Source organism: Enterobacter cloacae complex sp. 6730903 (assembly GCF_048283985.1).
Classification (GTDB): Bacteria; Pseudomonadota; Gammaproteobacteria; order Enterobacterales; family Enterobacteriaceae; genus Enterobacter; species Enterobacter hormaechei_C.
In genome coordinates this window covers 1-6,578 of record NZ_JBLVXX010000086.1, presented here as the reverse complement: position 1 = coordinate 6,578, position 6,578 = coordinate 1, and the positions used below count along the sequence as shown (strand labels likewise).

Here is a 6,578-nt window from a genome sequence, read left to right as displayed (position 1 = left end):
GTCCAGAACCTTGACCGAACGCAGCGGTGGTAACGGCGCAGTGGCGGTTTTCATGGCTTGTTATGACTGTTTTTTTGTACAGTCTATGCCTCGGGCATCCAAGCAGCAAGCGCGTTACGCCGTGGGTCGATGTTTGATGTTATGGAGCAGCAACGATGTTACGCAGCAGGGCAGTCGCCCTAAAACAAAGTTAGGCCCGCACGGAATCAACATCTCATGTCCGCCAACAATGCCGCAATAGTTCTACGAGTCATGGCCGAGAACGATCTGCCAATGCTCCATGCTTGGCTGAACCGCCCCCACATAGTCGAGTGGTGGGGCGGCGAGGATGAACGCCCAACTCTTGACGAAGTCTTAGAACACTATTCGCCCGAAGTTCTGGCAAAGCAAGCTGTAGTGCCTTACATCGCAATGCTAGATGACGAACCCATCGGCTACGCCCAATCCTACATCGCACTTGGAAGTGGCGATGGATGGTGGGAAGACGAAACTGATCCAGGGGTCCGCGGGATTGACCAGTCTTTGGCTAATCCATCACAGTTAAACAAGGGGTTGGGTACAAAGCTCGTACGCTCGCTCGTTGAACTCCTGTTTAGCGACCCGGCCGTAACGAAAATCCAAACCGATCCATCTCCTAGCAACCATCGCGCCATTCGCTGCTACGAGAAGGCCGGGTTCGTTCAAGAAAAAAACATCCTCACACCTGACGGCCCTGCGGTGTACATGGTCCAAACACGCCAGGCGTTCGAAAGCCTGCGCACTGTTCAAAGCTTCAAAATCAAGGGGAAGTGGTCATGAATGGCTGCACCATCTCTACCAACTGGTATCTCGGCGTGTTCTCATCTGCCTTCGCATCTGTCGTCAGCCTAACCGGGCGTTCAACCGGACATCAACGTGCTGCGCACGTTGATGTCGGTTAACTGGGGCGTTATGCTCTGTGAGCCTGGTTATTGGCGAAGCGAAAGTATGACGATTTCAGCAATAAACGCAAAAGGATAAAAAAATGACATGGAGAACGACCAGAACACTTTTACAGCCTCAAAAGCTGGAGTTCAATGAGTTTGAGATTCTTAATCCCGTAGTTGAGGGCGCCCGAATTGTCGGCATTGGCGAGGGTGCTCACTTTGTCGCGGAGTTCTCACTGGCTAGAGCTAGTCTTATTCGCTATTTTGTCGAGAGGCATGATTTTAACCCACATTTCCCAAGTAAGGCGCTGATTTCGCTGTCCTGACCATTATATTTCCTATATAAAACATGGTGTTGAAGGCTGCGAGGGGCGCGTTTCATGGATCACCCAGAGGGTGCGGGCTTGCAACGGGCAGATCGGGTGGATTTCGACCCTCGCGTGCGGCTGGAATTTCGCGGCACGCAGCTCAGTTCCGACGGCGGCCTTCTGGTGATGCGCGAGCTTGATGACGCGCTCGGGTTGTCCGATTTGGCGTCAGCGGCGCTGCGCGATACTCGCTCTGGCAAGAACACGGTCCATCGGCTCGACGGCCTGTTCCGGCAATCAGTCTTTGGGCGGCTGGCCGGATACGAGGATGTCAACGACGCCAACCGTCTCGCCTGCGATCCGGTCATGCGCCAAGTTGTCGGCGGCAGAGCGGTCGATGCACAAGCGGCCTCGGCATCGCAGATGGGACGGTTCGAGACCGAGACGCTGGCTCTGGCCGGGAACCGTGCCGCGCTGGCCGACCTGAACGGGCAATGGATCGACCGGTTCCATGACCGTAACGGGCTGAAGTACATCGTTCTGGACATGGACAGCTCGGTCAGCCCGACCCATGGCGACCAGGAAGGGTCCGCCTGGAATGGCCATTTCGACTGTAGCTGCTATCACCCCAACTTTCTGTTCAACCAGTTCGGGATGCTGGAACGCTGCGCCCTGCGCCATGGCAACGTCCACAGCGCCGATGGCTGGCGTGATGTTCTCGACCCCGTAATTGCGCGCTACGCGGAGCGCGACCTTGGTGGCAGGTTCTTCCGGGCCGATGCTGCCTACGCGATCCCGGCGATCTATGAGCGATTGGAAGAAGCGCGGTTCTTCTACGCCATCCGGCTGCCCGCAAACGCGGTCCTCAAGGACAAGATCGCGCATCGGCTAACGCGCCCTGTCGGGCGGCCGTCACTGACCAAGGTCAAGCGGTTCTTCGAGGAATTCGAGTATCAGGCGGCGTCCTGGGACAAGGAACGCCGGGTGATCGCCAAGATCGAATGGCATCCGGGCGAACTGTTCCCGCGTGTCGGCTTCATCGTCACCAACCTGCCGATGGAGCCGGACTGGGTGGTGCGGTTCTACAACCAGCGCGGCACCGCCGAGCAGCACATCAAAGAGGGCAAATACGCCTTTCGCTGGACGCGGCTGTCGTGCCGGAAGTTCCGCGACAATGAGGTGCGGCTGCAACTGCACGCCCTGGCGTACAACCTGGCCACCTTCTTGCGCTGCATCGAGCTGCCCGAGGCCATGGCCGACTGGTCGTTGACCAGCCTGCAACTGAAGCTGATCAAGATCGGGGCACGTGTGGTCCGTCACGCCCGCACCATCACCTTCCAGCTGGCCGAGGTCGCTGTCACCGGCACGATGGTACGCGCCATCCTCGCCGCTATCCGCCGATTGCGAGCGCCACCGCTATGCGCATGATCGCGATCCACGCTCAAACTGAACGAAAGCGGCTGGACAGATCTGTCCGCTGCGCTGAAAAACGCCGCCCCTGGGCAAGGAAACAGCGGCTTCGCGGTCTGATCCGTCCAGATCCAGCAGTCTGCGCGACCGCAGGTGCCGCTTGCGGCAGAAAATCCTTGTCTAGCGCTCGGATACAGGCTATCTTCACCTCAAACGACACGCCACTTGGGGAATGCAGGATATAGAGGATGGCAGCGGAATGAACACAAGGGAAACAATTGCGGCGGACCTTTCACGGCTGGGTGTCCAATCCGGCGCTCTCGTCATGGTTCACGCATCGCTGAAGGCGATCGGCCCCGTCGATGGAGGCGCAGCATCGATAGTGTCTGCCCTGCTCGATGCCGTCGGCCCCACTGGAAGCTTGATGGGATACGCCTCGTGGGACCGGTCGCCTTACGAAGAAACGCTCAATGGCGCACGGATGGATGCGGAACTGCGCCACCGATGGCCGCCGTTCGATCCAGCCATATCAGGCACGTATCGCGGCTTCGGCCTGCTCAACCGGTTCCTCCTCCAGACACCCGGCGCCCGGCGCAGCGCGCACCCGGATGCCTCGATGGTCGCGGTAGGGCCTCTGGCCGGCACTCTGACGCGGCCTCACGAACTTGGGCAGGCTTTCGGACCTGGATCGCCGCTGGAGCGTTTCGTCGAGCGTGCCGGAAAGGTTCTGTTGCTCGGAGCCCCGCTCGATTCCGTTACCGTCCTGCACTACGCCGAGGCCATTGCCCGCATCCCGAACAAGCGACGCGTGAGCTACGAAATGCCGATCCGCAGCGAGGACGGCGGAGTGAGATGGAAACGCGCCGAGGATTTCGACTCCAACGGCATTCTCGATTGTTTCGCTATCGAAGGAGAGCCGGACGCCGTCGAGACAATTACCAATGCCTATGTGGAGCTGCGACGCCATCGGGAGGGCTTGGTCGGTCAGGCGCACTGCTACTTGTTCGAAGCGCGGGATATCGTTTCGTTCGGTGTCGACTATCTTCAACGGCACTTTGGCTCGCCCTGATCCGACGCATGGCATGCGGGATGCTCGCCCGCACCCTATCAACGACTATGTATCCAGGGTGCGCCCCGCCGAAAATACGGGCCCCGCGACACTGTGAACAGAAGCGCTTAACATCAAGGGGGACTCTATGTCTGCTACCGCAACCATGTTTGCCCAGTCGTTCTTCCATGGAACCAAAGCCGCTCTTGCACCCGGTGATCTGATCGCCGTCGGTTATCGATCGAATTTCACAGACGCGAAATCCCTGTCGTGGGTGTATTTTACAGGCACGCTCGATGCGGCGATCTGGGGCGCCGAATTGGCGGGTGGCAGCGGAACGGAACGAATTTATGTCGTCGAACCGACCGGCGCCATCGAGGAGGATCCGAACCTGACGGATAAGAAGTTCCCGGGTAACCCGACCCTGTCTTATCGCTCCCGCGATCCATTGCGCGTAATTGCTGAAGTGACGAAGTGGCAAGCACACACGGCCCAGCGGCTGCGGGAAATGAAGGAGGGCCTGGCGCGTCTGAACGCAGAAGGTGCCGAGATCATCGATTAACGTCGCCTGCCGGCAGTGCCATCATGGCGCATGGAACCGACTGTAGCCGATGACCGCACTGGTCTTTATTCGCGTCGCGGATGCCACAAATTGCTTAGCCCACTCGCCGCCTGGGGCCGATTTTCGCCCCTCGCCTTGAAGGGATTCCGAGTAGAATCCCGTGGCCATTGTTAATTAAGCAAGCGCGTTAATTAACAAATATGATCTCCGCATCGCAACCGTACCTCTCGGTCAGGTTAAACGTGTCCAGGCTGGCAAGCACTTCGGCGCTTTGCCAGTTCATGCTGGCAATCGTGCCTACGCAATGATGGGCGGCATCGTCGTGGGAACGGCGCTGACGATTCTCTTCCTACGGGCCCTCTATGTCGCCTGGTTCTGGATCCCGCGTGAAGTCGAGCAAACTGATTAATATGCACGACTTCGATCAGTTGGTGCCGTTAATTTCACCAAATGCGATATTCTGGTTCAATGACGGATCATTTTGTGGACTGAAGCAGATACGGCAAGCCTTTGAGGAAACCTGGAAAAAATTTCCTCTTGAAAATTATTGGTTAGAAAACCTGGAGTGGGTTGCCCAGTCGAAAGATTGTGCCGGATGCACCTATCACTTCCGGTGGAGGGCAATTTTAAATGGTAGCGCTCTGGAAGGCGGTGGGCGAGGAACAACTATCCTTCGTAGAGAAGCGAATGTCTGGAAGATCACTCACGAACATCTGAGCCAGTTCCCTAAACAAGACCCCAAGGGCCGACAGCTGCCGAGTAGATCGCTCGGATTGCGCCAAAAGCGGTCATGAGAGAAATGCCGCGACCTCAATGGTCGCGGCTGGCAGTTATGCAACGTCCTGTAACTGGGCCTCTCCATTGTGGAGGAAGCATGCTTAATGCGATTGGTTTGGAATGTGGGGCGATTCAGGCATCCCGGCTATCTGAATGGCTCAACTCAACAGCCGGTGCTCATGAACTTGAGCGATTTTCGGATACCCTGACCTTTTCTTTGTATGGCTCAGTGCTGATTTGGGTTAAATCATATCTACGCGAATCAGGAAGAAAACTGCAGTTAGTCGGAATCGATTTACCCAACACCTTGAATCCAAGGGACGACCTAACGCAATTGGCCGAAATTATCCAGGTCATCGACCACCTCATGAAACCCCACGTTGATGCGCTGACTCAGTTGTTGACGTCCATTGATGGCCAGTCGGCGGTTATTTCATCGGCAAAATGGGGGGAGTTGGAAACGGCTCAGCAGGAGAAAGCTATCTCAGGGGTAACCAGATTGAAGCTCCGTTTGGCGTCGCTTGCCCCTGTCCTGAAAAATCACGTCAACAGCGATTTTTTCCGAAAAGCCTCTGATCGAATAGAGTCGATAGAGTATACGTTGGAAACCTTGCGTGTAATGAAAGCTTTCTTCGATGGTACCTCTCTTGAGGGAGATACTTCCGTACGTGACTCGTATATGGCGGGCGTGGTGGATGGAATGGTTCGAGCGAATCCGGATGTAAGGATAATTCTGCTGGCGCACAACAATCATTTACAAAAAACTCCAGTTTCCTTTTCAGGCGAGCTTACGGCTGTTCCCATGGGACAGCATCTCGCAGAGAGGGAGGAGGGGGATTACCGTGCGATTGCATTCACCCATCTTGGACTCACCGTGCCGGAAATGCATTTCCCATCGCCCGACAGTCCTCTTGGATTCTCTGTTGTGACCACGCCTGCCGATGCAATCCGTGAGGATAGTGTGGAACAGTATGTCATCGATGCCTGTGGTAAGGAGGATTCATGCCTGACATTGACAGATGACCCCATGGAAGCAAAGCGAATGCGGTCCCAAAGCGCCTCTGTAGAAACGAATTTGAGCGAGGCATTTGATGCCATCGTCTGCGTTCCCAGCGCCGGCAAGGACAGCCTGGTTGCCCTATAGGAAACCAGAAATGAAATGAAGGAGCATAACCTGCCAATCCACCGGACGGTTTTCAACCGCCGGTGATCAGCGCGTTAGATGCACTAAGCACATAATTGCTCACAGCCAAACTATCAGGTCAAGTCTGCTTTTATTATTTTTAAGCGTGCATAATAAGCCCTACACAAATTGGGAGATATATCATGAAAGGCTGGCTTTTTCTTGTTATCGCAATAGTTGGCGAAGTAATCGCAACATCCGCATTAAAATCTAGCGAGGGCTTTACTAAGCTTGCCCCTTCCGCCGTTGTCATAATCGGTTATGGCATCGCATTTTATTTTCTTTCTCTGGTTCTGAAATCCATCCCTGTCGGTGTTGCTTATGCAGTCTGGTCGGGACTCGGCGTCGTCATAATTACAGCCATTGCCTGGTTGCTTCATGGGCA

General features: G+C 55.8%; 7 protein-coding genes and 2 pseudogenes. All 9 read left to right on the top strand.

The window, feature by feature from the left end:
- The first annotated feature begins 216 nt into the window (after nucleotides 1-216).
- Nucleotides 217-798, top strand: coding sequence for an aminoglycoside N-acetyltransferase AAC(6')-IIc (gene aac(6')-IIc / locus ACNQ0W_RS24410; protein ID WP_012695484.1), 582 nt, complete (start codon nucleotides 217-219; stop codon nucleotides 796-798).
- Nucleotides 795-920: a hypothetical protein gene (locus ACNQ0W_RS24405; protein WP_022646489.1), complete on the top strand. Its 126-nt coding sequence runs from the start codon at nucleotides 795-797 to the stop codon at nucleotides 918-920. Before aac(6')-IIc ends, ACNQ0W_RS24405 begins: the two co-directional genes overlap by 4 nt.
- Before the next feature lie 83 nt (nucleotides 921-1,003).
- Nucleotides 1,004-1,192 (top strand): annotated as a pseudogene (locus tag ACNQ0W_RS24400) (erythromycin esterase family protein); the annotation flags it as partial.
- Between the two features lie 93 nt (nucleotides 1,193-1,285).
- A complete protein-coding gene (locus ACNQ0W_RS24395) occupies nucleotides 1,286-2,641 on the top strand; it encodes an IS1380-like element IS1247 family transposase (protein ID WP_006473457.1) in 1,356 nt (451 codons plus the stop codon).
- A gap of 241 nt (nucleotides 2,642-2,882) precedes the next feature.
- Nucleotides 2,883-3,692 (top strand): aminoglycoside N-acetyltransferase AAC(3)-IIg, encoded by an 810-nt coding sequence (gene aac(3)-IIg / locus ACNQ0W_RS24390; RefSeq protein WP_012695485.1) that lies wholly within the window; start codon nucleotides 2,883-2,885, stop codon nucleotides 3,690-3,692.
- Nucleotides 3,693-3,819: 127 nt separating this feature from the next.
- Complete coding sequence (gene arr, locus ACNQ0W_RS24385) at nucleotides 3,820-4,233, top strand: NAD(+)--rifampin ADP-ribosyltransferase (RefSeq protein ID WP_012695486.1); 414 nt, start codon at nucleotides 3,820-3,822, stop codon at nucleotides 4,231-4,233.
- A gap of 386 nt (nucleotides 4,234-4,619) precedes the next feature.
- Nucleotides 4,620-5,027 (top strand): YybH family protein, encoded by a 408-nt coding sequence (locus ACNQ0W_RS24380; RefSeq protein ID WP_063613390.1) that lies wholly within the window; start codon nucleotides 4,620-4,622, stop codon nucleotides 5,025-5,027.
- Nucleotides 5,028-5,113: 86 nt separating this feature from the next.
- Nucleotides 5,114-6,154: pseudogene (gene ere(A), locus ACNQ0W_RS24375) on the top strand (EreA family erythromycin esterase); the annotation flags it as partial.
- 182 nt (nucleotides 6,155-6,336) lie between these two features.
- Nucleotides 6,337-6,578: DMT family transporter (locus ACNQ0W_RS24370; RefSeq protein WP_031592032.1), on the top strand; the 242-nt coding region annotated here is incomplete at its 3' end.